Genomic DNA, 23,693 nt, shown 5'->3' on the forward strand with positions numbered 1-23,693 from the left:
ACACTTCCGCTCACATAGGCAGCCACACCGATTGCCGAGACCACGAGGCCACCCACTCCAACCCAGGTGATCGCATCGCCGAACATGAGCCAGGCCCACACCATGGTCGTCGGCGGAGTCAGGTAAAGCAGCACACTGGCGCGGGTGGGCCCGCTGCGACGCACCACGAACAGATACGCGCCGTATGCGCCGAAGGTCGACAGCACCACGGTCCAGGCGACGGCCAATCCGAAACCCACCGTCATCGGCGGTGCGGCATCTCCGGCCAGCATGCTCCATGTCATGAAACCGGCTGCGCTGACCGAACATTGGATGGCCATCGACAGCGCGATCGGCTCCTTCGGTGCCAGGATTCGCTGACCGATCGTCCCTATCGACAGAGCCAGCATCCCGGCGGCCGGTAGCAGGTAGACGGGCCAGGCGAGATCCGCACCGGACATGTCCCCCACCACGACCAGCGTTACCCCGACGATCCCGACGACGAGCCCCAGACTCTGCCTCGCCCCGACGCGTTCGCCGAAGATCCTGCTCGACGCCAACGCGACCAGCAGAGGCTGCAGGGCGGCGATCAGCGCGGCGACACCTGGCGGCACGCCCATCCCGATGCCGGTGATGGTGGCCCCGAGGTAGAGGAACTGGCAGAACAGGCCGAGGACGGCGTGAATTCGGATGGCGTGCCAGGTCGGTGTCAGCCGTCGATATCGGCACCAGGCGATCAGTAGCACCACGGCCGCGACATAGCGCCAGGCCAGCAGCGTGTGCGCGGGGGCTTGCGCTGTACCGAGCTCGGCTCCGATGAACCCCGAACTCCACAGCACCACCAGGGCAGTACCTGCGACGGCGTCGACATTTGCTTTCATGCAGCGATGTAAACATACAGGTCTGTATACTCGCAGTGCACCTGCTTCCCACCAGCGCTTTCGGAAGGCAACCATGCTCGACAAGCCACTCACCCCCGCCGGAGAACGCATTCTCACCGTCGCCAGCGAGCTGTTCTACGCCCGCGGAATTCGCGCCGTCGGCGTCGACCTCATCGCCGAGGAAGCCGGCACCACCAAGAAGACCCTGTACGACCGCTTCGGCTCCAAGGACGGCCTGGTGCAGCGGTACCTCACCCGCCGCTACGGCCTGTGGTGCGAGCACGTGAGCCGGTACGTCGAATCCCTCGCCCCGGGAGACGCGCGCATCCTGGGGGTGTACGACGCCCTCGATCTGTGGATGCGCGACAACCATCGCGGCTGCGGATTCGTCAACGCGTTCGCCGAGTTCGGCGGCACCGACAGCCCGGTACTCGAGATCATCAAGTCCGAGAAGGAATGGACCAGATCGCTGTTCGCGCGATTGGCCGACGACGCCGGGTATGCCAACGCCGAACAGCTGGGATCGCGACTGTCGGTACTGCACGAGGGCGCGGTGGTGATGGGAACCGCGGGCGGCCGTGACGATGCGATATCCGTGGCGCGTGATGTTGCCGCCGAGTTGCTCGCTGCGCTCGCAGGTGCGCGAAAGTTCGTAGCAGGGGTCGAACTTCCGCGCACATGACGTGGTCGTGTATTGTCTTCCAGGTTGTCTCGGCGAGGGTAGATCCACGATTTCAGGATCCACCGTTATCGACGCGGCTCGGCCCCGTTGGCCGCGCTCGTTCGTGTCCGCCCCGACGAGCTTGACCGCCCGACGAAGTACGCCGCACGAACCACAGTTATCAGGAGCATGTAGCACCATGGCATCGAAGGTAAACAATCTCACCGCGCAGGTCCGCACCGAATTCGGCAAGGGCGCAGCTCGCCGCGCACGTCGCGACGGCCTCGTTCCCGCCGTTCTGTACGGACACGCCACCGACCCCCAGCACCTCGCGCTGGACGCTCGCGCGTTCGCGGCTGTGCTGCGTAACGACGGCACCAACGCTGTGCTCACCCTCGACATCGCCGGCAAGTCGCAACTGGCGCTCACCAAGTCGATCGTCGTGCACCCGATCCGTCGCAGCATCGAGCACGCCGACCTCCTCGTCCTGAAGAAGGGCGAGCGCGTCACCGTCGAGGTCAACATCATCGTCGAGGGCGACGCCGCACCGGGCACCCTCGTCACCACCGACTCGACCGCGGTCGAGATCGAGGCCGACGCACTGGAGATCCCCGAGAACTTCGTCGTCTCCGTCGAAGAGGCTCAGATCGGTACCCAGATCACCGCAGCTGACCTGGACCTTCCGTCCGGCGTCACCCTGGTGTCCGACGGCGAGACGCTCCTCGTCAACGTCGTCGAGGCTCCGTCCGAGGAAGACCTCGAGGCCGACGGCGAAGGCACCGAGCCCATCTCCGAAGAGGGCGAAGCAGAGACTCAGGAAGAAGCAGAGTCCACGGACGAGGAAAGCTCCGACGAGAGCTGATTCTCACCCACCACGTCGAACGGCGCGTCGCTCCCCCACGGGACCGGCGCGCCGTTCGTTTCGAATCACCGATGAGAGAATGACGACCGTGAGTGTTGACCCCGAAGCGCCGGCCCTGATCGTCGGGCTCGGCAATCCTGGCCCGCAGTACGAAAAGACCCGCCACAACGTCGGTTTCATGGTCGCCGACGCGTTGGCCGGACGCATCGGCGGGGCGTTCTCCTCGCACAAGAAGTCCAATTCCGACATCGTGCAGGCTCGTCTGGGTCGTCGCTCGGTGGTCGTCGCCAAGCCGCGGACGTTCATGAATCTCTCGGGCCAGCCGGTGGCCGCGTTGGCACGGTTCTTCTCCATCGACGCGGCGAACATCGTGGTGGTGCACGACGAGTTGGACATCGACTTCGGTGCTCTACGACTCAAACTCGGCGGCGGTGAAGGCGGACACAACGGGCTGCGCTCGATCTCGCAGCATCTGAGCACCAAGGACTACCTGCGGGTTCGCGTCGGCGTCGGACGCCCACCCGGACGAATGGATCCTGCATCGTTCGTCCTCAAGCCGTTCTCGGCCGCCGAACGCAAGGATCTCGGCGTCGTCGTCGAAGAAGCCGCGGACGCCGCCGAACTTCTACTCTCGGCCGGGCTCGAAGCAGCCCAGAACAGGGTGCACCCGCGCTGAACCCCACACCCCTGTTGTGAGGTGCGCGCCTGTTCTCGCTTCCGAACGCACGCGCGCACCCCGCAAAAAAGGTGTGAGGTCTCCTGCCGTTTCAGGCGATCAGTGACGCCGAATTGGCCCGTCGCAGCTTGCCGCTCGACGTCTTGGGAATGCTGCCCGGTCCGAGTACGGCAACGGTGCGGGGTCGCACTCCGACCTCCGAGTGCACGGCGTGGACCACCTCACGTTCGATGCGCTTGACCTCGTCCGCATTGCCGATGTCGTTGGTTTCCACGGCTACAGCGAAACTTTCACGCTTGTCGCCTGCATCGAGCCGGATGGCAACGGCATTGCCGGGCCGCACACCTGCGACGGTTTGTGCTGCCCGTTCGATGTCGGTGGGATAGATGTTGCGACCGCCCATGATGATGACGTCCTTGATGCGTCCGCAGACGACCACCAGTTCTTCCTCGGTGATGTAGCCGACATCGCCCGTGTCGAGCCAGCCGTCGGCGTCTTGCGTCGAGACCGGCCCCTCGACGGTGATGTACCCGGGGGTGACGGCCTTGCCCCGCACTTCGATGATGCCGACACCTCTAGCGGTCAGCACCTGCCCCTCCTTGTCGACGACGCGGCCCTCGAGGCCCGGCACGAATTTGCCGAGGGTGGCGAGAGATCTTGTGTTGCCACGGGTGGACGGAACGGCTCGACCCAGAGTCTCGAGCAGGTCCGCGTCGACCACGTCGATCACCTGACCGCGAGCTGGGTCCGGAATCGACACCGCCAGAGTGGTTTCCGCCATTCCGTACACCGGCGCGAGAGCCAACGGGTTCAGCTTGTACCGGGCGCCGGCCTCTGCCAACGCGATCATCGTGTCCGGATCGACAGGCTCCGCCCCGTTCCAGGCGTAACGCAGAGTGGACAGGTCGAGGTCCAGATCGTCCTCGGCCTGGCGCAACCGACGCGCAAGCAGTGAGTACGCGAAATTCGGTGCCGCCGTGACGGTTCCGCGGTACTTGTGGATGAGCTTGGCCCACAGCAGCGGCGAACGCAGGAAGTCCAGCGGAGTGATGCTGACGACCTCGGCACCGACTTGCATCGGCACCGAGAGAAAGCCCACCATACCCATGTCGTGGAACAGCGGCAGCCAACTGACCATCACGTCGGACTCGACGTCGAACTCGATGCGGTCGATCATCGCGTACGCATTGACGTAGAAGTTCTCGTGCGTAATTCGTACTGCCTTGGGTGAACCGGTCGAACCGGACGTGAGCTGCTGCAACGCGATATCGGATTCTGCCGTCGGCACCGGGTCGATATCGCGACCGGTCTTCATGTCCTCGATCTTCAACACGGTGATGCCGCGCTCCTCGAGCACCGGGGCGGCGATGTCGAACGGGGCCCCGAGAACGACGGCCTTGGCCTCGATCATCCGCACGACGGTCTCGGTGTCCTCGCCCCACACGGCGAGGTCGGTCCGCGGAGTCGGCTGATGCAGCATCGTCACCGACGCTCCGCGCATCCACGTCGCCTGACACGCGGGTGCGATGTCCACCGGCTGACCGGCCAGAATGCCGATCGCGTCACCGTGCACGACGCCCGCGTCGGCCAACGCGCCTGCCATTCGACGCGCCTGCTCGTGAATTTCGCCCCAGGACTGCCGCAGCGCCTCATCGGGCTCGCCGGTGACGAGACCTCGCTTGCTGGTGCTCGCGGTCTCGAACATTTCCTCGGTGAACTTGCTCAACGCGCGTCTCCTCGTGAGGTGGATCCCGCCCCACCGAACACAGTAGGCAGTCCCGCCCCGCCCGCGAGGCACAACAGGCCGCGTATCCTGAGAATTCGAACGCAGGATTTCTGCCCGGTCACCGTGTCGGTGCCGCCTTCTACGAGAATGAGGTTTTCGTGAGTACCCCGTCCAGTACCCCCGACGTCGACGCAGCGCTCGAAGGGTCCGGACCGGCAGTGCGCGGCGATTCCGGGCCTTCTCGAAACCCCTCCAAAGAGCTCGAGACCGAAGTCGCCCGGCGTCGAACATTCGCGGTGATCTCTCACCCCGACGCCGGTAAATCGACGCTCACCGAGGCACTGGCACTGCATGCCCGCGTCATCTCCGAGGCCGGAGCCATCCACGGCAAAGCCGGCCGCCGCTCCACCGTCTCGGACTGGATGGAGATGGAGAAGGCCCGCGGAATCTCGGTGAGTTCGACTGCCCTGCAGTTCAATTACCACACATCACCCGATGCCGAGATCACCAACGTCATCAACCTCGTCGACACTCCGGGCCACGCCGACTTCTCCGAGGACACCTACCGCGTGCTCACGGCCGTCGACGCGGCCGTGATGCTCATCGACGCTGCCAAGGGCCTGGAACCGCAGACTCTCAAGCTGTTCCAGGTGTGCCGCCAGTTCGGCATCCCGGTCATCACCGTGATCAACAAGTGGGACCGCCCGGGCCAGTCGCCGCTGGAGTTGCTCGACGAGATCGAGTCGCGGATCGGCCTGACTCCGACGCCGCTGTACTGGCCCGTCGGAATAGCAGGTGATTTCCGCGGGCTGCTCGACGTGCAGGACGGCAGCTACATCCGCTTCACGCGCACCGCGGGCGGTGCCACCATCGCTCCCGAGGAATTCATGTCGGCCGAGGCAGCCGCAGAACGCGAGGGCGTCGACTGGGAGACCGCGGTCGAGGAAAGCGATCTACTGATCTCGAGCGGTCAGCGGCACGATCAGGAGATGTTCCTGGCCGGCCAGACCTCGCCGGTGATCTTCGGCTCGGCGATGCTCAACTTCGGCGTCCGGCAGATCCTCGACACCCTGGTGGCCCTGGCCCCCGCGCCTGGGTCTCGTGACGACGTCTCCGGCGGCGTGCGCGAGGTGACCGATCCGTTCAGCGCTGTGGTGTTCAAGGTGCAAGCGGGTATGGACACCGCCCATCGGGACCGACTCGCCTTCATGCGCGTGGTGTCGGGCGTCTTCGAGCGCGGAATGGTGGTCACGCACGCCCAGACCAAGAAGCCGTTCACCACCAAGTACGCCCTGACGGTGTTCGGCCGCGATCGCACGACGGTCGAGAACGCCTACCCGGGAGACATCGTCGGTCTCGTCAACGCGACCGCGCTGGCTCCGGGCCACACCCTGTACTCCGACAAGAAGGTCGAATTCCCGCCGATCCCGTCGTTCGCGCCCGAACACTTCTCGGCACTGCGCGTCGACAGTGCGGACAAGTACAAAAAGTTCCGCCGCGCCGTGGAGCAGCTCGACTCCGAGGGCGTGGTTCAGGTGCTGCGCAACGACATTCGCGGCGACGCCTCCCCGGTGCTCGCGGCCGTCGGTCCGATGCAGTTCGAGGTGGTCACCGCACGAATGAAGACCGAATTCGGCGTCGACGCCCGGATGGAACCGCTCGGGTACTCCCTTGCCCGGCGGACCGACGCGGCATCGGCCGTCGAACTGGGTCGTCAGCGTGGGGTCGAAATCTTCACCCGGACGGACGGGGCCCTGCTGGCACTCGTCAGCGACAAATGGCGCTTGCAGTACATCCAGAAGGAAATGCCGGAGTTGACCCTCGAACCGCTCGTCGCCGCGGGCGATCAGTAGCACCTTGTGCTGATCGATCTGCTCGATGCCGAATTCAGCGTGTTCGGCCACCCCGTGCTGTGGCGTGAGGTGGTCGGCAACGGCTTCGGGCTGCTCTCGGCCATCGGTGGGATGCGACGCGTCGTGTGGGCGTGGCCGGTGGGCATCATCGGAAACGCGTTGCTGTTCACCGTGTTTCTGGGCGGCGTGTTCCATACACCGCAGGCACTCGATCTCTACGGCCAAGCCGGACGCCAGCTGATGTTCATCGCCGTGAGTGTCTACGGGCTGGTGCGCTGGATGCGAGATTCCAAGCGATCGGGGGCCGCTGTGCTCCCGCGGTGGGGTACTGCGCGAGAACGGACCGCCATGCTCGTGGTCGCGGTCGTCGGCACGGTGGTGTTCGCGCAGCTCTTCGGCTATCTCGGCTCGTTCGGCAAATGGGCCGACGCGTGGATCTTCACCGGATCGATGCTGGCCACCTTCGGAATGGCGCGCGGACTCACAGAGTTCTGGCTGATCTGGATCGCGGTGGACGTAGTAGGGGTACCGCTGCTCGTCGTCGCCGGTTTCTACCCGTCCGCGGCTCTCTACGTGGTGTACGCCGCGTTCGTCGCCTGGGGTTTTGCCGTGTGGTTCAGGATCCAGAACAAATACATCGGTCGAAAAATAGCGTCTTAAACAATCGTGATGCTACTCTCAGTGTGTCCGAACAAACTTAGAGTACGTTTTGGCGTGCTCGACGCCGAGTGAGTCGTCCTGATCGATATCCGATCGTGACATCTCGGCACCGAGTCACCTGGGAACACGATGAAGTGGAAGACGACATGACGACACAGGGATCGAACTACCCATTGGCCGGGATCAAGGTCGGTGGCGCTCCTGCGCATCGTTTGGCGACGCCGCCGAAGTCCGGCTCCACTTCGCCCACCAGTGCCCGCACCGATTCTTCGGCGGCAGCGCCCGCCGAGAAGGCGGTCGAGGCCGCAACCACCGAGAAATCGGCCGAAGCGGCCACGCCCACCGAGAAGGCGTCCGCAACAACGCCTGCACCAGCAACGTCGTCCGTTACGGATTCAGCGACCCCCCGCGCGGATCGACGTCGTCCAGAGAAGCCCGCCACGGAATCGAACGAGGTTGAAGTGACTACAAGCGATCAGATCTCAGAACACGGCCTGCCCACCAACGGCCGCTCCACGTCTCACGGATCGACCGGCTCCACGCCGACGCTCGGGCGTGGCCAGGCTCCCGACCGTCGTACCGCCATGGGCGTCGCCTCGGTACGCATCGCAGGCCGGCTGACCCAGAACGAGCTCGGCAGCCGCACCGGCGACATCCGCACCCCCGATACCTCGGTCGGCCCCGACGAGCTGCTGCAGCTTCTCGGCGAATACCTCGTCTCGGGTGGCCTGCAGAACCCCGAGATCCACGTGCGTTCCAACGGCCAGACCATCGTGCTGGACCTGCAGAACCCGGCCAAGGGTTACCGCTGAACCCAGACGGTCACAACAGCTGCTGGAAGACCTCTGGTCGCACCATTTCGAGTACCAGAGGCTTCCACTGCGGTGCACGGTCCTTGTCGACCAACACCGCGCGTACACCCTCGGCGAAATCCGGCTCGGTGATGATCCAGGTAGCCATTCGCAACTCGCGGTCCAGGCATTCCCGCAACGTGCTGTCTGCTCCGCGCGCAATCAGCGCGTCGGTGGCCATCAGGGACGTCGGAGACAACGTCGCCAGCTGAGTCTTCGTTGTGCGCGACCACGGTGTATCGCACTCGAGTGCGTCGATGATGTCGACGAGAGACTCCTTCTCGAACACCGCCGCCACCGCCTCCGCGTCGAACGACAGCTCCGTCGACGACGGTGCCATGGTGTGACGCTCCAGCGCTTCGTGAATATCGGTGCCGGCGAGGATGTCGGCCTTCAGCTCGTCCACCACCTCGCTCGGGCAGAAGTGCGTGGCCAATCCGAGTGCGAGAGCGTCCGATCCGGTGATGCGCGTACCCGTGAGCGCCAGGTAACGCCCGACACGACCGGGCAGCCGCGACAGAAAATAGCTCGACCCCACATCCGGCACGAAGCCGATCGCCGTCTCCGGCATGGCCAGCACCGCGTTCTCGGTGACGATGCGGATGCTGCCGTGAATCGAGATACCCAGACCTCCGCCAAAGGCCGCGGCCTCGATGACGGCGATGTACGGCTTGGGGTAGTTCGCGATCAGTTCGTCGAGATCGTACTCGGCCGCGAAGTACTGCGGACCGGCGTCGTGGTCGCCGTCGACGACTGCCTGCCGAATCGCCTTGATATCTCCGCCCGCGCAGAACGCCCGCGGCGAACCGCTCGTCACCAGAACCGACGCGACAGCATCGGCGTCTCGCCACGCATCGAGAGCGTCTCGGATGCCCTGGATCATGGCACCGTTCAACGAGTTCAGAGCCTCCGGCCGATTCAGGACGATATGTCCGACCCCGCCGGACACCTCGGCTTCGACAACGGCCACAGTTGACTCCTTCATACGCGCATCGTTCGACGCGTAACAGTAGCGCGCGCTACTCGCGAGACTCCACCGATCGCGGGCGCGCGTCACCGGGGATGTCGGCAGGTCGACACGGCCTCTCCTCTGCGGTGAACCATCCGCGATACAGAAACAACTGGCCGAGCACCGGACTCTGCACCTTGATCTCGATGCGATGCCGCTCCTCGGCTGCGTCCCACCACTCCCGACCGATCGTCAGTGCCGACGCCACCTTCGGCAACTTCGGTGCCAGCGGGCCGAGCAGGAATCTCGGCACTTCGCTCTCGAGTATCAGACCGCCCTCGTCGTCGACCTCACACCTGGTGTGCACCACCATGTCCGAGGAGAACCCCAGATAGTCCAGGGCATACGCGTCGGATTCCGCCGAGGAGACCATCACCGAGTTCATCCCCTGCGGATGGCCGACGAAGGCGAAACGGCGCACGAAAGACAGTGTCTCGCGGCCCAATTCGTCGACATACGCGTAGTTGGCGATGGTGAACGGCACGTCCTTGCCCACACCGGCGGGGAACAGTCCACGCTTGCGGCCGGCCCACAGCAACGGCGGCGGCACCAGCCGAGAGTGCGTCATCTCCTCCATCACGCCAACCCCGAATTGGGCGAGATGGTCCGAGGACTTCAATCCGAAGCGCCACTGAACCTTGGGATGCAGACGGGAGAAATCCGAACCGAGTACTTCCGCGACCACCGATGCCATGTGTCCAGTATGCGCATCGGGCACGTGAGCGAAACTTCGTAGTGGGCTACGAGCCAACTATTACCCCGGGTCGTTCCGCAGGCTCCACTCCTGCCACATGCGGCGGAGCCGCTCACTCCAACTCGGCGGCCAGTTCCATCCACCGTTCCTCGGCAACGTCCTTGTCCGCAAGAACCTGCTTGAGCTCGGTGTCGAGAGCGACGAGCTTGCTCTGCTCGGTGGACGCGTCGACTAGTTCTGCGTGCAGCTCGACCTCACGCTTGGAGAGCCGAAGGACGAGCTTCTCGAGCTTGCTGAGTTCCTTGCGGGCTGCGCGCTCCGAGGCCGCATCACGGGTTGCCTTGCGCGGTGCCCCGCCGGTGGTCAACGAGTCCGGCGTCGCGTCGGCGGCGAGGACGGCCCGCCTACGCAGGTACTCCTCGATGCCGCCGGGAAGGTTGGTGAGCTTGCCGTCGCCGAACAGTGCCCACGTCGAGTCACAGATGCGCTCGATCAGGTACCGGTCGTGACTGATGACGACGAGCGTGCCCGCCCAGCCGTCCAGGATGTCCTCGAGCTGCTGCAGGGTGTCGATGTCCAGATCGTTGGTGGGCTCGTCGAGCAACAGCACGTTGGGCTCGGCCATCAGAACTCGCGTCAACTGCAGGCGGCGACGTTCGCCACCGGACAGATCTCCGACCGGTGTGCGCTGGCGAGCGGGGGTGAAGCCCAGCCTTTCCGCGAGCTGCCCAGCAGAAATCTCCTTGTCGCCCAACGTGATCCGCTCGGCCACTTCCTTGACCGCGTCGAGGACACGCAGTTTCTTGGGTAAGTCGTCCAATTCCTGCTTCAGCCAACCGATCTTGACGGTCTGGCCCTGGATGCGCTTGCCCGCGGCGGGCTGCAGTTCACCGGCGAGCGTGCGGAGCATCGTCGTCTTACCCGAACCGTTGACGCCGACCAGACCGACGCGCTCGCCGGGAGCCAGACGCCACGTGAAGTCCTTGACCAACTCCCGGCCGTCGGGAGTTTCCAGGCGCGCGTCCTCGAGTTCGATGACCACCTTGCCCAGCCGACGCTGCGCGAAGGAGGACAGTGCTACGGAGTCACGAGGCGGCGGTACATCGGCGATCAATGCCTCCGCAGCCTCGATGCGGTACTTCGGCTTGGACGTTCGCGCAGGAGCACCGCGGCGCAGCCATGCAAGTTCCTTGCGGGCGAGGTTGCGACGCCGCTCCTCGGATGCGTCGGCCTGACGGGACCGTTCGGCCCGCGCGAAGACCCAATCGTTGTAGCCACCCTCGTAGGTTTCGATACCACCCCCGACGACCTCCCACGTCTGATTGGCGACGGTATCGAGGAACCACCGATCGTGAGTGACCACGACGAGTGCGCTGCGACGCGACACCAGGTGCGCAGCGAGCCATTGCACTCCTTCGACGTCCAGGTGGTTGGTGGGCTCGTCGAGCACGAGCAAGTCCAGGTCCTGCACGAGCGCCGCAGCCAGCGCGACGCGACGCCGCTCGCCGCCCGACAGATTGTCGATCGACGCGTCGAGCCCGGAGCTGCCGACCGGTCCGAGATCGGCAATGCCGATGCCCGTCAGGATGTTGCGCACCCGAGAATCACCGGCCCATTCGTGCTCGGCCATTCCGAGTGGGTCGAGCACCACCTGGCCGACGGTCGACCCGGGCGGAAGCACGCCACGCTGAGTGACGACGGCCATCCGCAGGCCGTTGACTCGGCTGACGCGTCCCGAATCGGGCGGTTCGAGACCGGCCAAAACCTCGAGTGTGGTGGTCTTGCCACCGCCGTTGAGGCCCACCATGCCGATGCGCTCGCCCTCCTGTACACCGAGGGAGACGCCGTCGAGCAGCGGCTTGACGCCGAAGGACTTGCTGACGTTTTCGAGATTGACGAGATTGACCATCAGGAAAAACCAATCGATTCATTAGTGACAACACGAGCGCCGGGAACCGGCCCACTCGCAACACGGACGGTGCGGCACACGCCGGCACCGGACAGTTCAGCGCTCACCGACACCGCCGCGTCGGCGTCGGCGCACAGAAACGCACACGTGGGGCCCGAGCCCGAGACGATGCCCGCCAACGCCCCGGCCGTGACCCCCGCTCGAAGGGTGCGACGCAGCTGTGGCATCAGCGACACCGCAGCAGCCTGCAGATCGTTGCCGAGCAACGGTGCGAGTGCTCGCGCATCACCGGACGTGAGCGCGTGCATCAGATCCTCGGTGCCACCGAGGCGAGGCGGACTGCCCTTGGCACGCAACTCGTCGAGCTCGTTGTACACCGCGGGCGTCTGCAGACCGCCCTTGGCCAACGCCAGTACCCAGTGAAAGCTGTTGCGCGAGAGCACCGGAAGCAACTTCTCACCGCGTCCCGTTCCCACCGCGGTGCCGCCGTGCAACGAGAACGGCACGTCGCTACCGAGTTCGGCCGCAATCTCGTCCAGCTCGTCGCGAGAGAGATCCAGATGCCACATCGCATTGAGCGCCACCAGCGTCGCGGCGGCATCGGCGCTTCCGCCTGCCATGCCTCCGGCCACCGGGATGCCCTTGTCGATCGTGATCTCCACCGACGGCTCACGCCCGACTCGACGCCCCAGCAACACCGCGGCCTTCCACACCAGATTCCGCGAATCGGTGGGAACCACCTTCGCGTCGTCGCCGCGCACCCGAACCGAGAGCGACGTGGCCGGAATCACCGACAGCTCGTCGGACAGCGAGAGCGCCTGGAACACCGTCGTCAACTCGTGAAAGCCATCGGGACGCAGGTCACCGACCGCGAGATGCAGGTTCACCTTCGACGGGGCCCGAACGACAACGGGTGTGGGAACGACAGACAGCACGAGTAACCACAGTAGTGGAGAAACAGCGGCCGAGTTCACCACCAGGGTTTTGCATGCGGACCGAACATGTCCGCATTGCGTGGCATCGTGTGAGCATGAAAGAAACCTCGGCACGGCTGCTGCGGTTGCTGTCCCTGCTCCAGACCCGTCGCGATTGGGCGGGCGCGGAGCTGGCGGAGCGGCTCGATGTCACCCCACGAACGCTGCGACGCGATGTGGACAAGCTGCGCGATATCGGTTACCCGGTCAATGCGACGCCGGGGGTGGGCGGCGGCTATCAGCTCGGCCCCGGTGCCGAGATGCCGCCGCTACTGCTCGACGACGACGAGGCACTGGCGGTGGCGTTCGGGTTGCAGTCCGCCGCCGGTGGGTCGGTGGCAGGCATCGGCGAGGCGTCGCTGCGGGCACTGACGAAGCTGCGGCAGGTGATGCCGTCGCGCATCCGGCATCGGCTCGACGCGCTGCGAATCGACGTGGTGGAACAGACGCCGCGTTCGGCGGTGGACGCCTCGGTGCTGTCGACGGTGGCGGCGGTGTGTCACGGGCACGAGCGGCTGCGATTCGATTACCGCAAGCACGACGGTTCCGAGTCCAGACGTGAGGTGGAACCGTACAGTCTGGTGCGGGCAGGGGCACGCTGGTATCTGCTGGGATGGGATGTGCTGCGGGAGGATTGGCGATCGTATCGAGTGGATCGCCTGATTCCGAAGATTCCGACAGGTCCTCGGTTCACCCCGCGAGAGTTGCCTGCAGGCGGGGCGGCCGCGTTCGTCTCGAAGGGAATCGATCGCGCGTTCACGCAGGTGCAGGCGAGGATCGCACTGCATGCACCGATCGAGACTATCGCTCCGATGATCGACGAACAATGGGGCGCAATCGAATCCATCGACGAGCACACCTGCGCGGTGGTGCTGTCCGGCGATTCGCTGCCGTCGATCGCGCGATGGCTGGCGGCGTTCGACACCGATTTCACCGTGCTCGATCCACCGGAACTACGTGAGGAATGCCGAGTCGTGGCAGAGCGACACGCGAGACTGACCGACCGGTACCTCGCGGCGGTTCACTCTCCGGTAACCGACACGTGAGTCAATGGACCGATGACGACACCATTCGGTTTCGACCCGAAGTTCCTGGCCGACATCGACGTTCCGTTGCCCGATCGCGCGGGTGTGGTGGTACTGCCGTACACCCACTTCTCGGTGTCCATCGACCCCGACCGACGCCTCGCCGCGGTCACCGGTGTCAACATCGACGGGGCCAGCTTGAAGGATGTCGAACGGGGCGACGACTGGCGATTGGACGACCGCCTGCCGCCGTCGCAGCAGGCCGGTAACGAGCTGTACTCCAACAACGACCTCGATCGCGGACACCTGGTTCGCAGGCGAGACCCGGTGTGGGGTGAGCTGTCGGTGGCCACCCGCGCCAACGAGGACACCTTTCACTACACGGTGTGCGCTCCGCAGACGGCCACGCTGAACCAATCGAAGACACTGTGGCTCGGGCTCGAAGATTACGTTCTGGGCTACGCAGAGCAATACGGCCGACGTCTTTCGGTGTTCAGCGGCTGCGTATTCGCCGACGACGATCCCATCTACCGCGGTATCAACATTCCGCGGCGGTTCTTCAAAATCGCTGTGTGGTCGCAGGATTCGAATCCTGCATGCACCGGCTACGTGCTGGACCAGTCGCCGTCTCTCGACCCGATCCTCGACAAACCGCTGCGACTCGAGACCGATCCCCCGCCCCTCGGCCCTTACCGGACATACCAGGTTCCGGTGGCCGACATCGCGTCGGCGACCGGTCTCGAGCTGGACCCTCTGATCGAAGCCGATCGTTACGCACCGGTGGCCGCGGCCCGCGGTGCGGCGTCGAGGTGGACCGAGCTGACGCGACTGTCGGACATCCACCTCTGAACGAACCACTTGGTTCGATACGGAATCGTGACGCGCAGCGACGCGGAATGCCAATAGCATTGCTCAGCATCTGACGAGGCGTCGACGAACAGGGGTTCGACATGCGAAGACGATGGACGACGGCACTGGTGGCGCTGGCGATGACGGTGACAGCGCTGTTCGTCTCGAGTGGCACGGCGGCGGCGGCACCGCATTCCCATCTCACGACCGTGTCCATCCCGAGCGCGTACCCCTGGGAAGCGCCGTACTCGCTCGAGGTCAACGGTTACAGCGGCCTTCGATCCGACTACGGCGGGCCGTATCACGCATTCCTGGCGATCACCGCGCAGCCGCCGACCACCGACCCGATCTACAGCCAGAACTGGCGTTTTCTGTCGTTCGCTTCGCACACCGAAGTGCAGTGGCGCAACACGACGACCGGCGCCTCGGGCGTCGCACACGAGGACAGAACCGCGAGGTATCCGTGGGGTGAGGCGTACATCGACACCGGCCTCGGGTGGGTCGAGTACACGATCACGCTCACCTCGGGAGCATTGATTCAGCAGCTCAATCCGCAGCGGGTCACGTCGTCCGGCGCACTCGAAGTGACCCTGAACCCGTTCTGACGGTCAGGCTTCGGTAGCGGCCAAACGGACGAAGGCTGCGGCGTCGATGGTCTCGCCGCGTGCCGTCGGGTCGATTCCGGCCTCGCGAAGTCGCCGTTCGGCGGCGACCGGGGAGCCTGCCCACCCCGCCAGGGCTGCTCGTAAAGTCTTGCGCCGCTGCGCGAATGCGGCATCGACCACGGAGAAGACAGCCTTGCGATGCGCGGTGTCCGTCGGCCACGGTGGTTCGGCATACCGATCGATGCGAACCAGGCCCGACTCGACTTTGGGGACTGGCCAGAACACCGAACGACCCACTGCTCCTGCCCTTTTGACGTCACCGAAGAATCTGGCCTTGACGCTGGGGATGCCGTAGATCTTGCTTCCCGGCACCGCGGCCAGTCGATCGGCCACCTCGGCCTGGACCATCACCACAGCCACCCGAAGACTCGGCAGTTCCGAGAACAGATGGATCAGCACGGGAACGGCGACGTTGTACGGAAGATTGGCCACCAAGGCGGTCGGCTCCCCGGCAATCTCCGCGGCGCGGATACGAAGGGCGTCGGCCTCGATGACCGTCAGGCGGTCGGCCAGAGTCGGGGCCCGGTCGGCCACCGTGATCGGCAGACGGGTCGCAAGCTTGGGGTCGATCTCGACGGCGATGACGGCCTCGGCGACATCGAGCAGCGCGAGTGTCAGCGATCCGAGGCCGGGGCCGACCTCGAGCACCGTGTCCTGTGGGCCGACTCCGGCGGAGGCGACGATGCGTCGGACGGTGTTGGCGTCGTGCACGAAGTTCTGGCCGAGCTGCTTGGTGGGCCGTACATCGAGCTCGGCGGCCAACGAGCGGACCTCGGCAGGACCGAGCAGAGCCGCAGATCCCCTCACATGTTCGGACACGGGCGAAACTCTACGTGACTAGCGATAACCCAGACGCGAGGTGCAGGCAGGCCATGCGCCCCAACCCTGGGACTTCTGTGTCACCGATGCGATGGCGATCTGCTCCTCGCGGGTGGCGAGATCGGCGCGCGGAGCGTACTTGAGGCCGCCCTGGCGTTCCCACGTGTTCTGGTCGAACTGCACGCCGCCGTAGAAACCGTTGCCGGTGTTGATCGCCCAGTTCCCGGTTGCCTCGCACTGGGCAAGCGCGTCCCAGATCGCCCCGTTCTCCACCGGCGGCACCTCGGTACCGGGCTTGGCTCCGACGCGAACCGTCTTCGGCTGCGCTGGCACCTTGACCACTTCGTCGACCTTCTCGCGGCCGACCTCGACACCGTTGACCATGTTGATCTTCCAGGTGATGTCGGAGACACCAGGAGCGCCGGGATTCTCGACGACGGTCTTGCTCATGTTCATCGTCGGATCCTCGATGCGCTGCTCGGGAGCGTCGACGTCGGTGGTCTCGAACTTGGTCACGGTCCGATCGCGCGTCACGACGATCTCTGCGCCGTCGGTGACGGTGGCGTCCGGATCCGGGGTGACGGTATCGGCCTCTTCCAGCGGCTTGCCCGCTGCTTCGAGGAATTCACGCACGGTCGGTGCGGCCAGAGTGACCGGGGTGACCGGGGATCCGCCGTCGACCAGCGAGACCTGCTTGGGGAGAGCCACATCGAGCTCGGTTCCGTCGAGGGGCAGTCGCTCGGATCTGGACGCGGACACGTGCACGTCCTCGGCCAACCCGGTCTGCTGCAGCGCCTCGTCGACGGTCAGGGCGGTGGTCCAGATGTCCTCGGGCTTGCCGTCCACGTTCAGCGTGATCTCACGGGCGCGGCGCAGCACCACGGTGTCGCCGTCGTTGAGCCCGGAGTCCGGGGCGGGAACAACCAGATCCTTGTCCGACGGCGCGTAGCCGGCGTCGACCAGGGCGCTGTTGACGTCGGTCTTCATCGTGCTCAGCGAAATCATGTCGCCGTCGACGTCGATGGTCACGGTCTTGTGACGGCTCACGGCCATCACGCCACCGGCGACGAGCGTCATCAACAGGGCCGCGATGACCAGGTAGAGCGTGGTCGAACGGGCGGAGTTGAGACGTCTGATAGTCGACAAGTTTCGTATTCCTGGCGGTTGCGAGCGTGACTCGGTACGCGAAACGCCGAGTTCGGTCACGGTACGGTAACGAATTAGTACCCGCGCCGCAACTTCAGCTGCTACAGGCCGTACACCCGCTCGGCATTGGCAGTCGCGTGCGCCGCCAGCTCTGCCGGATCCTGATCGCGAACTTCGGCCAAGGCCCTGGCGGTGTACGGCAGGCAGTACGGCTCGTTCGGTGCGCCGCGGAACGGATGTGGGGTGAGGAACGGTGCGTCTGTCTCCACCAGCACCAACTCGTCGGGCACCAGCACCGCGGCTTCGCGCAGGGCATGCGCGTTCTTGAAGCTGACCGTCCCGGAGAAGCTGAGGACGTAGCCGGCGTCGACGCAGGCCGTCGCGGTCTCGGGACCGCCCGAGAAGCAGTGGAAGATCACCGTCTCGGGGGCACCCTCCGATCTCAGAACTGCCAGCAGGTCCTCGTCTGCCTCACGGTTGTGAATCATCAGGGGTTTGCCCACGCGCTTCGCGAGATCGATGTGCCAGCGAAATCCCTCGTGCTGCTCGGCCACCGTCGCGCAACCGTCGAGCTTGCCGGGCCAGTAGTAGTCCAGCCCGGTCTCACCGACGGCAACCACGCGCAGATCGGATGCCAGTCGCTCGATCTCGGCCTTGGCGGCGTCGTCGAGCACATTCGCGCGGGTGGGGTGAATGGCCACCGCGGCCCATACCCGCGGATCCCAGGACGCAGCGTCGACGGCGAAGCGCGCGGCCTCGAGATCGTCGGCGATGGTGACCACGCGGGTGACGCCGACGGACTCGGCCTTGTCCACGATCGCGGCCACACTCGCCGCGTCGGTCGCGCCGCACGCATCGAGGTGGGTGTGCGCGTCGACGAGGGTGCCGACGGGCTCGGGCAACGGTGGTGCGGGACGGTCTCTACTCACGATCGTTAGAGTAGGCGCACCATGACTGCGCCAGCTGATGCCTCACGGCCACCCTTCTACGTCACCACGGCGATCGCGTACCCCAACGGCGCTCCCCACATCGGGCACGCCTACGAGTACATCGCCACCGACGCCATCGCACGCTTCAAGCGCCTCGACGGTTACGACGTGCGATTCCTGACGGGAACCGACGAGCACGGCCTGAAAATGCAGCAGACTGCCCAGACCGAGGGCGTCGACGTTCGCGAACTCGCCGCACGCAACTCCGATGCGTTCCAGGCCGCTCAGGATCTACTGAAGATCTCGTATGGTCGCTTCATCCGCACCACCGACGCCGACCACCACGCCGCCAGCCAGGAACTGTGGAAGCGGATGGAGGCGAACGGCGACATCTACCTGGACTCGTACTCCGGGTGGTACTCGGTGCGCGACGAGGCGTTCTACACCGAGGCCGAAACGACTCTCGGCGAGGACGGCTCCCGCGTCGCGACGGAGACGAACACGCCCGTCGAGTGGACCGAGGAATCGTCGTACTTCTTCCGGCTCTCGCAGTACCAGGACAAGCTCCTCGCGCTGTACGACGCGTCGCCGGACTTCATTGCGCCCAACACGCGCCGAAACGAGATCGTGAATTTCGTCAAGGGCGGTCTGCGCGACCTCTCGATCTCGCGAACCACGTTCGACTGGGGTGTACCGGTTCCCGGCGATCCCGCGCACGTGATGTACGTCTGGGTCGACGCACTGACCAACTACCTCACCGGAGCCGGCTATCCCGACATCGAGTCGGAGTCGTACCGGAAGTTCTGGCCGGCCGATCTGCACATCATCGGCAAGGACATCACCCGCTTCCACACCGTCTACTGGCCTGCGTTCCTGATGTCCGCGGGTATCGAGCTACCCAAGCGGGTGTTCGTGCACGGATTCTTGAACGTCAAGGGCGAGAAGATGTCCAAGTCTCTCGGCAATGTTCTGGACCCTAAGTCGTTGGTGGAGAACTACGGTCTCGATCCGGTGCGCTTCTTCTTCCTGCGCGAGGTCTCGTTCGGTCAGGACGGCAGCTACAGCCACGAGGCCATCGTCGCTCGCGTCAACGCCGATCTGTCCAACGAACTCGGCAACCTCGCGCAGCGTTCGCTGACGATGGTCGCGAAGAATCTGGAAGGAAAGCTCCCGACGCCGGGCGACTTCACCGCCGAGGACGAGGCGATGCTGGCTCGCGCGGATGCGCTGCTGGAGATCTGCCGACGCGAATTCGATGTGCAGGCAATCCATTCCGCGCTCGAAGCGATCTGGTCGGTACTCGGTGAGACCAACCGCTACTTCTCGCTGCAGCAGCCGTGGGTGCTACGCAAGACCGATCCCGATCGCATGGCCACCGTGCTGTACGTGACGATCGAGGTGCTACGCATCGTGAGCATCCTGGCGCAGCCCGTCATGCCAGATTCCGCGTCGCGCATCCTCGACCTGCTCGGTGCGTCGAACCGCGATTTTGCCGATGTGGCAACACGTTCGGTACCCGGCACGGCACTACCGACCCCGACGCCGGTGTTCCCCAAGTACGAGTAGAGCCTTCGGCAGTGGTGCGATCATGTGCCGCCCAGGGCACTTAACCGCACCACTGCCGCAGGCACTCACAAGGTCTTTTCGAGCTCCTCCAGCGTGTTCTCCAGATGCGTCAGCATGCGCTGCAGGTGCGGCACACTGCGTCGGCACCCGATGAGTCCGAAGTTCAGCGAGTCGCCGTTGCTGGCGACGGTGATGTTGAGCGCCTGCCCGTCGGCCACGATCGAGGCCGGGTAGATGCCGTCGAGTTTCGCGCCGTTCCAGTACAGATCCTCCTTGGACCCCGGCACGTTGGAGATGATGACGTTGAACGGCGGCGGGGTGTAATCGACGAATCCCGGCACCGGACCGAACAGCAACGGGGCCATGGTGATTGCGCCGACGGTGAGCGCTTCGAGCGTGTTGAGCTCGCTCATCATCTGCTTGCCCTTGACGGTCGAATCCTTGATCCGCTCCAGCCGCACGATCGGATCGGATTCGTCGGTTGCCAGATTGCACAGGATCACCGTCACCGAGTTACCGGCATCCCTGTCGTCCCCCTCCTTGCGCAGCGACACCGGAACCATCGCGATCAACGGCTCCTCGGGCAAGGCGTTCTGATCGATGAGGTACGCGCGCAGCGCTCCCGCGCACATCGCGAGCACCATGTCGTTGAGCGTCGCGTCGAGTGCGGTACCCACCGTGCGGATGCGCTCGATCGACCAACTCTCGGCGGCGAATCGGCGGGCCCCACCGATGGGCACGTTGAACATCGTCCGCGGCGCTTGTAACGGCAGCTGCGCTCCTTCCTTCTTCAACGCACGCAAGCCGATGCGGGCCGTAGCGGGCGCGAAATCGACCAAGTCCCCGACGATCTTGCGGCCCACCGAGAGTCCACTGCTCAGCTGCGCCAATCGCCCGGACTGCTCCTCGGCGACCTGCTTCTTGCGCCGACCGAACAGCGACGGGTCCCAGGTGGCGACCCCACTTCGATCGTCCGGGTCCGTGCTGAGAGTCCGCTGCATCAGCTTCAACGCGCTCACTCCGTCGACCAGCGAGTGATGCACCTTGGTGTACAGCGCAATTCGACCGTCGGCCAAACCCTCGATGATGTGTAGTTCCCACATCGGCCGATAGCGATCCAGCGGTGCGCTGTGGTTGAGCGAGAGGAACTGGAACAGTTCCCGAATGCGTCCGGGTGCCGGCAGCACCGTACGGCGAACGTGGTACTCGAAGTCGACGTCCTGATCGAATGCCCAGGCCAGATTGCCCATGATCTGCACGGGCCGCGCTGGGCGCTTTCGGAAGAGCTCGTGCACCTCGCCGGAGGTGAACTTGCGGTGCACTTCCTCGGCGAACTCGTGCGGATCGCCGGGCGGCACGAACAACTCCAAACCGCCCACGTGCATCGGGTGCTCCCGTGACTCGGCGATCAGAAACATCGATTCCGTGATGGGCATGAGTGCCATGAGCTGTCCCTTTTCCATTTGTTTTCGGTCACGGTACGGCACCGAATGTGACTCAGAACACGACCTTACGTCCGGTCACGAAAAGCTACCCGCTATTGTCCGTTACCAGGGGTTCCAAATAGAGCGGGGTTCCAACGCACGGCGCACACGCTCCGCGCAACGACAACGGGGATGGAGGCGACGGCTATGAATCCGGCGCTCACCGTAGTGAAATCGACCGATCCGGCGGCCACCGCACGCCGACGCGACATCCGCGGCGCGAGCCTGCAGTCGCAGATCCTGTCCAAGTACCTGCAGTTCACCGTCCGCCCGTTTCTGACCGTGTGGGCGCAGGCCCCCTCTCTTCCGTGGCCGATGGGGCTGGTCGACTACGCCGGTCTGCTCGTCCCGCAGATCAGCGGCACCACGCGCAGCCGCGTCATGCTGGCCGAGTGCGAAGCCGAGTGGATCCGCGCCGAGGGAACCGGAAGCGATCGCGTGGTCCTGTACCTGCACGGCGGCGCGTTCGTCTGCTGCGGCCTGCGTACCCATCGCCGGATGACCTCACGGGTCTCCAGGCAGGTCGACGGATCGGTGTTGTCGGTGAACTACCGGATGATGCCGCGCAATCCGATCACCCATGCGGTCGAGGACGGCGTGGACGCGTACCGCTTCCTTCTCGATTCCGGTTACCGCCCGGAGCAGATCATCCTGGGCGGCGATTCGGCCGGCGGGTATCTCGCGTTCATGGTCACCCTGGCGCTGCGTACCGTCGGCCTGCCCGCACCCGCGGGAATCTTCACCATGTCCCCGCTGACCGATATGGACCCCACCGGCAAACTCGACCACGAGAACGCGTCGAAGTGTTCGGTGTTTCCGTCCAACGCGGTTCCCGCACTGACCGCACTGGCCGATCGCGTCGACGCGCGCATCGTCGTCGAGGGGCAAAGGGGTCCGCGGGTCTCACCCGTCGACGGCGACCTCACCGGCCTGCCGCCGGTGTTGATTCAGGTCGGTTCGACCGAAATGGTCTATGCCGACGCAGAACTCATGGCTCGGCGTCTCGCGGTCGCCGGAGTCGACTGCGAACTTCAGGTGTACGAGGATCAGGTCCACGTGTTCCAGGCGGCCGATTTCGTCCCCGAAGCCCGACGCGCGCTACGCGCCATCGGCGAGTTCGCCCGGAACGTCAGCTCCCGTACAGAAAGCTGAGATACCTTCTCCCCATGGCAGTCACAGTGAACAAGTCCGTCGACATCGACGCCGACGCAGCGACAATTCTCGACGTTCTCGCGGACGTCGAAGGCATCCCCTCGTGGTCTCCGGTACACAAGAAGTGCGAGGTGGTCGATCGCTTCGAGGACGGCAAGCCGAACCACGTCAAGATGAACGTCTCGATCATCGGTGTCAACGACGAGCAGTTGGTCGCGTACACCTGGAGCGAGAACGAAGTGTCGTGGACCTTGGTGGACAGCACTCAGCAGAAGGCCCAGGACGGCCGGTACACGTTGACGCCCAAGGACAACGGCACCCACGTCGAGTTCGAGTTGACGGTCGATCCGAAGATTCCGCTACCTGGCTTCCTGGTGAAGAAGGGAACCAAGACGATCCTCGAGGCAGCCACCGAAGGTCTGCGTCAGCAAGTGGTGGGCTGACCCGCTACTGCTCTTTCCGCGCAGCGAGTACGGCCTCGTAGACCTCACGCTTGGAGACGCCGTCGACCGCCACCTGGGCGCAGGCGTCTTTCAACCGCATGCCCGACGCCACCAGGGTTTCCACCTCGGCCACGAGATCCTCGGGCTCCTCGGCGACGGCGACCGCTCCTTCGAGTACGACGGTGATCTCGCCGCGCACTCCGCCCCTCGCCCAGTCGAGCAACTCCCCCAGGCCGCCGCGTCGGACCTCCTCGTAGGTCTTGGTGAGCTCCCGGCACACCGCGGCGCGGCGATCGGGACCGAGTACGTGCACGGCATCCTCGAGACACGCGACGAGGCGATGTGGGGCCTCGAAGAAGACGATGGCCCGCGGTTCGGCGAGCACCGACTGGAAGTAGGTGCGTCGCTGGCCTTGCTTACGCGGCGCGAAACCGTCGAAGCAGAACCGTTCGACCGGCAGACCCGACAACGCGAGCGCAGTCGTGACGGCCGACGGACCGGGCAGACAGGTCACCGGCAGATCGGCATCGACGCACGCTGCCACGAGGCGGTAGCCGGGATCGCTCACCGACGGCATCCCGGCGTCGGTCACCAGCAGCACCGTCTTGCCCTCGGCCACGGCCTCGACCAGCGCCGGCAGCCGAGCCGTCTCGACCTGGTCGTAGAAACTGACCACGCGCCCTGCGATCACCACGCCGAGCGAGGACGCGAGTTGTTTGGTGCGCCGGGTGTCCTCGGCGGCGACGACATCGGCACTGCCGAGGGCATCACGCAGGCGCTGCGAGGCATCACCGACGTCGCCCATCGGGGTGGCGGCAAGGATGAGCATGACTCCAGTGTCCCGCATGCAGTGCGGCGGCCTGTCATGCACCGCGGATCA

22 protein-coding genes and 1 pseudogene are annotated in these 23,693 nt (G+C 65.1%); 12 read left to right on the forward strand and 11 right to left on the reverse strand.

From position 1 onward, the window contains the following. Positions 1 to 29: 29 nt before the first annotated feature. Positions 30 to 971, reverse strand: a pseudogene (locus CH305_RS29270) (DMT family transporter); the annotation flags it as partial. Here CH305_RS29270 and CH305_RS01840 point away from each other — a divergent pair. From CH305_RS01840 to pth, 3 genes are all read left to right on the forward strand, one after another. After that, a complete protein-coding gene (locus CH305_RS01840; RefSeq protein ID WP_052058788.1) occupies positions 934 to 1,542 on the forward strand; it encodes a TetR/AcrR family transcriptional regulator in 609 nt (202 codons plus the stop codon). The pseudogene CH305_RS29270 and the gene CH305_RS01840 sit on opposite strands and share 38 nt — an antisense overlap. Before the next feature lie 178 nt (positions 1,543 to 1,720). Next, positions 1,721 to 2,383 carry a 50S ribosomal protein L25/general stress protein Ctc gene (locus tag CH305_RS01845; protein ID WP_032404287.1) on the forward strand — a complete coding sequence of 221 codons (663 nt, stop codon included), beginning with the start codon at positions 1,721 to 1,723 and terminating at the stop codon, positions 2,381 to 2,383. A gap of 88 nt (positions 2,384 to 2,471) precedes the next feature. Beyond that, entirely contained in the window at positions 2,472 to 3,059 is a 588-nt protein-coding gene (pth, locus tag CH305_RS01850; RefSeq protein WP_230594531.1) for an aminoacyl-tRNA hydrolase, read from the forward strand. Positions 3,060 to 3,150: 91 nt separating this feature from the next. Here pth and CH305_RS01855 read toward each other — a convergent pair whose 3' ends face one another. Beyond that, positions 3,151 to 4,785, reverse strand: a complete 1,635-nt coding sequence (locus CH305_RS01855; protein ID WP_032404289.1) for a fatty acyl-AMP ligase — start codon at positions 4,783 to 4,785, stop codon at positions 3,151 to 3,153. A 218-nt stretch (positions 4,786 to 5,003) separates the two neighbouring features. Here CH305_RS01855 and CH305_RS01860 point away from each other — a divergent pair, with 218 nt between their 5' ends. The 3 genes from CH305_RS01860 to CH305_RS01870 all read left to right on the forward strand — a co-directional run bounded on the left by CH305_RS01860 (position 5,004) and on the right by CH305_RS01870 (position 8,110). Then, positions 5,004 to 6,638, forward strand: a complete 1,635-nt coding sequence (locus CH305_RS01860; RefSeq protein WP_249305014.1) for a peptide chain release factor 3 — start codon at positions 5,004 to 5,006, stop codon at positions 6,636 to 6,638. Between the two features lie 6 nt (positions 6,639 to 6,644). Continuing rightward, the gene (gene pnuC / locus CH305_RS01865) at positions 6,645 to 7,298 is read left to right on the forward strand and encodes a nicotinamide riboside transporter PnuC (protein WP_094608285.1); all 654 of its coding nucleotides are present in this window, start codon (positions 6,645 to 6,647) and stop codon (positions 7,296 to 7,298) included. Between the two features lie 146 nt (positions 7,299 to 7,444). Beyond that, a complete protein-coding gene (locus tag CH305_RS01870) occupies positions 7,445 to 8,110 on the forward strand; it encodes a hypothetical protein (protein WP_032404894.1) in 666 nt (221 codons plus the stop codon). A 10-nt stretch (positions 8,111 to 8,120) separates the two neighbouring features. Here the strand turns inward: CH305_RS01870 and CH305_RS01875 are convergent, their stop codons facing one another. From CH305_RS01875 to CH305_RS01890, 4 genes are all read right to left on the reverse strand, one after another. Then, complete coding sequence (locus CH305_RS01875; RefSeq protein ID WP_094702322.1) at positions 8,121 to 9,134, reverse strand: enoyl-CoA hydratase/isomerase family protein; 1,014 nt, start codon at positions 9,132 to 9,134, stop codon at positions 8,121 to 8,123. A gap of 34 nt (positions 9,135 to 9,168) precedes the next feature. Continuing rightward, positions 9,169 to 9,852 carry a DUF4166 domain-containing protein gene (locus CH305_RS01880; protein ID WP_032377272.1) on the reverse strand — a complete coding sequence of 228 codons (684 nt, stop codon included), beginning with the start codon at positions 9,850 to 9,852 and terminating at the stop codon, positions 9,169 to 9,171. Positions 9,853 to 9,964: 112 nt separating this feature from the next. Continuing rightward, positions 9,965 to 11,761: an ABC-F family ATP-binding cassette domain-containing protein gene (locus CH305_RS01885; RefSeq protein ID WP_032377273.1), complete on the reverse strand. Its 1,797-nt coding sequence runs from the start codon at positions 11,759 to 11,761 to the stop codon at positions 9,965 to 9,967. Continuing rightward, on the reverse strand, positions 11,761 to 12,696 hold the full coding sequence (locus CH305_RS01890; RefSeq protein ID WP_032404895.1) for a 4-(cytidine 5'-diphospho)-2-C-methyl-D-erythritol kinase: 936 nt from the start codon (positions 12,694 to 12,696) through the stop codon (positions 11,761 to 11,763). Before CH305_RS01890 ends, CH305_RS01885 begins: the two co-directional genes overlap by 1 nt. Before the next feature lie 95 nt (positions 12,697 to 12,791). On the opposite strand from CH305_RS01890, the gene CH305_RS01895 reads away from it, so the two are divergent. The 3 genes from CH305_RS01895 (at position 12,792) to CH305_RS01905 (ending at position 15,214) form a co-directional block, all read left to right on the forward strand. Further along, positions 12,792 to 13,781, forward strand: coding sequence for a YafY family protein (locus CH305_RS01895; RefSeq protein WP_032377274.1), 990 nt, complete (start codon positions 12,792 to 12,794; stop codon positions 13,779 to 13,781). A 12-nt stretch (positions 13,782 to 13,793) separates the two neighbouring features. Next, positions 13,794 to 14,609 (forward strand): DNA/RNA non-specific endonuclease, encoded by an 816-nt coding sequence (locus CH305_RS01900; RefSeq protein ID WP_094702324.1) that lies wholly within the window; start codon positions 13,794 to 13,796, stop codon positions 14,607 to 14,609. 101 nt (positions 14,610 to 14,710) lie between these two features. Further along, positions 14,711 to 15,214: a hypothetical protein gene (locus CH305_RS01905; protein WP_094702326.1), complete on the forward strand. Its 504-nt coding sequence runs from the start codon at positions 14,711 to 14,713 to the stop codon at positions 15,212 to 15,214. A gap of 3 nt (positions 15,215 to 15,217) precedes the next feature. Here the strand turns inward: CH305_RS01905 and rsmA are convergent, their stop codons facing one another. From rsmA to CH305_RS01920, 3 genes are all read right to left on the reverse strand, one after another. Continuing rightward, entirely contained in the window at positions 15,218 to 16,093 is an 876-nt protein-coding gene (gene rsmA / locus CH305_RS01910) for a 16S rRNA (adenine(1518)-N(6)/adenine(1519)-N(6))-dimethyltransferase RsmA (protein WP_094702328.1), read from the reverse strand. An 18-nt stretch (positions 16,094 to 16,111) separates the two neighbouring features. After that, complete coding sequence (locus CH305_RS01915; RefSeq protein ID WP_094702395.1) at positions 16,112 to 17,239, reverse strand: resuscitation-promoting factor; 1,128 nt, start codon at positions 17,237 to 17,239, stop codon at positions 16,112 to 16,114. A gap of 101 nt (positions 17,240 to 17,340) precedes the next feature. Then, positions 17,341 to 18,168 carry a TatD family hydrolase gene (locus tag CH305_RS01920; RefSeq protein WP_037155180.1) on the reverse strand — a complete coding sequence of 276 codons (828 nt, stop codon included), beginning with the start codon at positions 18,166 to 18,168 and terminating at the stop codon, positions 17,341 to 17,343. Positions 18,169 to 18,189: 21 nt separating this feature from the next. Between CH305_RS01920 and metG the strand changes: the two genes are divergently transcribed. Next, positions 18,190 to 19,734, forward strand: coding sequence for a methionine--tRNA ligase (gene metG, locus CH305_RS01925; RefSeq protein ID WP_094702330.1), 1,545 nt, complete (start codon positions 18,190 to 18,192; stop codon positions 19,732 to 19,734). 65 nt (positions 19,735 to 19,799) lie between these two features. On the opposite strand, the gene CH305_RS01930 is transcribed toward metG, so the two are convergent. Further along, a complete protein-coding gene (locus tag CH305_RS01930) occupies positions 19,800 to 21,179 on the reverse strand; it encodes a wax ester/triacylglycerol synthase family O-acyltransferase (protein ID WP_037156045.1) in 1,380 nt (459 codons plus the stop codon). 171 nt (positions 21,180 to 21,350) lie between these two features. On the opposite strand from CH305_RS01930, the gene CH305_RS01935 reads away from it, so the two are divergent. Both CH305_RS01935 and CH305_RS01940 read left to right on the forward strand, forming a co-directional pair. After that, positions 21,351 to 22,370 carry an alpha/beta hydrolase gene (locus tag CH305_RS01935; protein ID WP_094702332.1) on the forward strand — a complete coding sequence of 340 codons (1,020 nt, stop codon included), beginning with the start codon at positions 21,351 to 21,353 and terminating at the stop codon, positions 22,368 to 22,370. Positions 22,371 to 22,384: 14 nt separating this feature from the next. Then, a complete protein-coding gene (locus CH305_RS01940) occupies positions 22,385 to 22,813 on the forward strand; it encodes an SRPBCC family protein (RefSeq protein ID WP_094608293.1) in 429 nt (142 codons plus the stop codon). 4 nt (positions 22,814 to 22,817) lie between these two features. Here the strand turns inward: CH305_RS01940 and rsmI are convergent, their stop codons facing one another. Beyond that, on the reverse strand, positions 22,818 to 23,642 hold the full coding sequence (gene rsmI / locus CH305_RS01945; RefSeq protein WP_256983458.1) for a 16S rRNA (cytidine(1402)-2'-O)-methyltransferase: 825 nt from the start codon (positions 23,640 to 23,642) through the stop codon (positions 22,818 to 22,820). Between the last annotated feature and the right edge of the window lie 51 nt (positions 23,643 to 23,693).

This window comes from Rhodococcus sp. 15-649-2-2 (genome assembly GCF_002258645.1).
Lineage (GTDB): Bacteria > Actinomycetota > Actinomycetes > Mycobacteriales > Mycobacteriaceae > Rhodococcoides.

Coding starts and splice junctions, on each gene's coding strand:
- CH305_RS01840 (WP_052058788.1), top strand. CDS start 934: ATGCTCGACAAGCCACTCACCCCCGCCGGAGAACGCATTCTCACCGTC.
- CH305_RS01845 (WP_032404287.1), top strand. CDS start 1,721: ATGGCATCGAAGGTAAACAATCTCACCGCGCAGGTCCGCACCGAATTC.
- CH305_RS01870 (WP_032404894.1), top strand. CDS start 7,445: ATGACGACACAGGGATCGAACTACCCATTGGCCGGGATCAAGGTCGGT.
- CH305_RS01875 (WP_094702322.1), bottom strand. CDS start 9,134: ATGAAGGAGTCAACTGTGGCCGTTGTCGAAGCCGAGGTGTCCGGCGGG.
- CH305_RS01880 (WP_032377272.1), bottom strand. CDS start 9,852: ATGGCATCGGTGGTCGCGGAAGTACTCGGTTCGGATTTCTCCCGTCTG.
- CH305_RS01885 (WP_032377273.1), bottom strand. CDS start 11,761: ATGGTCAATCTCGTCAATCTCGAAAACGTCAGCAAGTCCTTCGGCGTC.
- CH305_RS01895 (WP_032377274.1), top strand. CDS start 12,792: ATGAAAGAAACCTCGGCACGGCTGCTGCGGTTGCTGTCCCTGCTCCAG.
- CH305_RS01900 (WP_094702324.1), top strand. CDS start 13,794: ATGACGACACCATTCGGTTTCGACCCGAAGTTCCTGGCCGACATCGAC.
- CH305_RS01905 (WP_094702326.1), top strand. CDS start 14,711: ATGCGAAGACGATGGACGACGGCACTGGTGGCGCTGGCGATGACGGTG.
- metG (WP_094702330.1), top strand. CDS start 18,190: ATGACTGCGCCAGCTGATGCCTCACGGCCACCCTTCTACGTCACCACG.
- CH305_RS01930 (WP_037156045.1), bottom strand. CDS start 21,179: ATGGCACTCATGCCCATCACGGAATCGATGTTTCTGATCGCCGAGTCA.
- CH305_RS01935 (WP_094702332.1), top strand. CDS start 21,351: ATGGAGGCGACGGCTATGAATCCGGCGCTCACCGTAGTGAAATCGACC.
- CH305_RS01940 (WP_094608293.1), top strand. CDS start 22,385: ATGGCAGTCACAGTGAACAAGTCCGTCGACATCGACGCCGACGCAGCG.
- rsmI (WP_256983458.1), bottom strand. CDS start 23,642: ATGCTCATCCTTGCCGCCACCCCGATGGGCGACGTCGGTGATGCCTCG.